This window comes from Actinoplanes sp. NPDC051411 (assembly GCF_040682075.1).
Taxonomy (GTDB): Bacteria; Actinomycetota; Actinomycetes; order Mycobacteriales; family Micromonosporaceae; genus Actinoplanes.
In genome coordinates, this window is the sequence record NZ_JBFBAD010000110.1 from 1 (window position 1) to 2,122 (window position 2,122).

Annotated in this window: 4 protein-coding genes; 2 read left to right on the forward strand and 2 right to left on the reverse strand. The window is 72.3% G+C overall.

Annotated elements, in window-relative coordinates; all coding sequences use genetic code 11:
* The coding region (locus tag AB0M88_RS40400) for an aldo/keto reductase (RefSeq protein WP_364111201.1) at positions 1-282 on the reverse strand (282 nt) is incomplete at its 3' end.
* Between the two features lie 85 nt (positions 283-367).
* On the opposite strand from AB0M88_RS40400, the gene AB0M88_RS40405 reads away from it, so the two are divergent.
* Both AB0M88_RS40405 and AB0M88_RS40410 read left to right on the forward strand, forming a co-directional pair.
* Positions 368-943 (forward strand): TetR/AcrR family transcriptional regulator, encoded by a 576-nt coding sequence (locus tag AB0M88_RS40405; RefSeq protein ID WP_364111203.1) that lies wholly within the window; start codon positions 368-370, stop codon positions 941-943.
* Positions 944-952: 9 nt separating this feature from the next.
* Positions 953-1,396 (forward strand): pyridoxamine 5'-phosphate oxidase family protein, encoded by a 444-nt coding sequence (locus AB0M88_RS40410; protein ID WP_364111205.1) that lies wholly within the window; start codon positions 953-955, stop codon positions 1,394-1,396.
* On the opposite strand, the gene AB0M88_RS40415 is transcribed toward AB0M88_RS40410, so the two are convergent.
* Positions 1,393-2,122, reverse strand: a 730-nt coding sequence (locus AB0M88_RS40415; protein WP_364111207.1) for a GrpB family protein, incomplete at its 5' end; no start/stop codon positions are given. The genes AB0M88_RS40410 and AB0M88_RS40415 overlap by 4 nt on opposite strands.

The window sequence follows — 2,122 nt, forward strand, 5'->3', positions numbered from 1 at the left end:
CCGCATCGGATGGCGCAGCTTGGTCGCGACGACGACGTCGTCGCGGTTGGCGAAGTCGTTGAGGGCGCGGCCCAGGATCTCTTCGCTGGAGCCGTACGAATACATGTTGGCGGTGTCGAAGAAGTTGATGCCGGCCTCGAGGGCGTGCCGGATCAGCGGGCGGGCGGCCTCCTCGCCGAGCGACCAGACCGGGTGGCCGCGGCCGGGGTCGCCGTAGGTCATCGCGCCGATGGCGATCGGCGACACGTCGAGGCCGGTGGTGCCGAGCTTGAGGTAGCGCATGCTTCTCCCCTATCGTGGCCGCAATGGAGCGGAGACTTCTCCGCATACGGTACTGGAGAACTCTCCGCATAGCCAGGGGGTCACCGTGGTCCGCTCGGACGCCCGCGAGAACCGGGACCGCATCCTGGCCGCGGCCCGCCAGGCCTTCGCCGAGGACGCCGACACCTCGATGAACCAGATCGCCCAGCGGGCCGGCGTCGGCCCCGGCACCCTCTACCGCAACTACCCCAACCGGGAGGCCCTCGTCCTGGCCATCTACCAGGACGAGGTCGACCGGCTCACCGGGTCCGTGCCCGAGCTCCTGGCCATGCTGGGACCGCGGGAGGCGCTGCGGCACTGGACGGTCGAGTTGGTCAGCGCGATGCGCAAGAAGCACGGGCTCGGCGACGCGCTCAGCCCGGGCGCCCACCGCACGATCACCGAGAACACGTACGGGCCGGTCATCGCCGCGATCACCCGGCTGCTGGACGCCGGCAAGCGCGACGGAACCATCCGCGACGACGCCGACCCGGGAGACTTCCTGCAGTTCACCGGGGCCCTCTGGCGGTCGGCCCCGGAACGGTCCCGGCCCATGCTCAGCCTGATCCTCGACGGCCTCACCCCACAGACCGGAGAGGTCTCCGATAAATCTGATCGCCCGCGGCATCCTTCGTCCCCGTAGCCTGGTCGCATGACCTCGTGGCAGGAGTTCGCGCAGGCGGAACCGGCGTTCGCCGAGCGGGTGCGGGGGCTGTTCGACGCCCAGCGGCACAAGACACTGGCGACGCTGCGGGCCGACGGCTCACCCCGCATCTCGGGCATCGAATGCGCCTTCGAGAACGGCGAACTGGTGTTCGGCTCGATGCCGCACTCCCGCAAGGGTGCCGACCTGCTGCGTGACCCGCGGTTCGCCCTGCACGGCGGCACGGTCGACCCGGTCGAGGGCGCCGAGGGCTCCTGGCCGGGCGAGGCCAAGATCTCCGGCCGGGTGGTCGCCTCCCCGGGACCCGACGGCGACCGCTTCCGGGCCGACATCGCCACGGTCGTCCACACCCACCTCGATCCCGCGGCGACAGTGCTGGTCGTCGAATGGTGGACCCCCGGCCGCGGGCTCCGGACGGCCGAGCGGGCCTAGGCCGTGTCGAAGTGGACGATCACGATCTCGTCGTCCGGCTGGAGGTCCGGGTAGTAGTCGCGCAGCCCGGGCAGCACGCCGGCCGCGTCGGCGAAGCCGTCCTCCCGGGCCTCGTCGTCGGTGACGCGGTTGACCGGCTTGGCCACGGCCGAGGTGATGCGGCCCGGCAGGTGAACCTCGTCGCCCGACCCGAACACCAGCACGGCCGGCCCGATCTGGACCGGGTCCCGGAAGCGCATCGTCACCCGCTTGCGGCCGTCGCGCACCGCGGGAAGGTGCGTGGCCCGGAACGTCAGGCGCTGCACCGGCGGCCGGAGACCGGCGCGCGTGAGGATGTCGACGATGGTGCCGGCCTTGGCGGCCACGTACCGGGCCATCGAGAGCGGATGGGCGGCGGCGGCCGCGAGCTTGCAGGCGGCGTAGCGGTCGCGGTCGGCCGGATGGGCGCGGAGCCAGTCGCGGAACACCAGGTGGCGGAGGTGTTCGTCGCAGTCGGGGCCGAAGACGTGCACGTTCGCGTCGTGGGTCTCCGTCCACAGGCAACGGTGCCCATACCAGTGGGGCTCCCGCGAGGCGAGGGTGAGGCCGGCCGCGGACAGGGCGGGGACGTAGGCGTCCTCGTCGGCCGGGTCCGCGACGATCAGGTCGATGTCGACGCGGTCCTTGGCGGCCAGGCCGGGCACCGCGGTCGAGCCGACGTGCTCGACCGCGAGGGCCCGGGCGCCC

Excerpts from the sequence above, each read along its gene's own strand:
- AB0M88_RS40410 (WP_364111205.1), top strand. The coding sequence starts at position 953 with ATGACCTCGTGGCAGGAGTTCGCGCAGGCGGAACCGGCGTTCGCCGAG.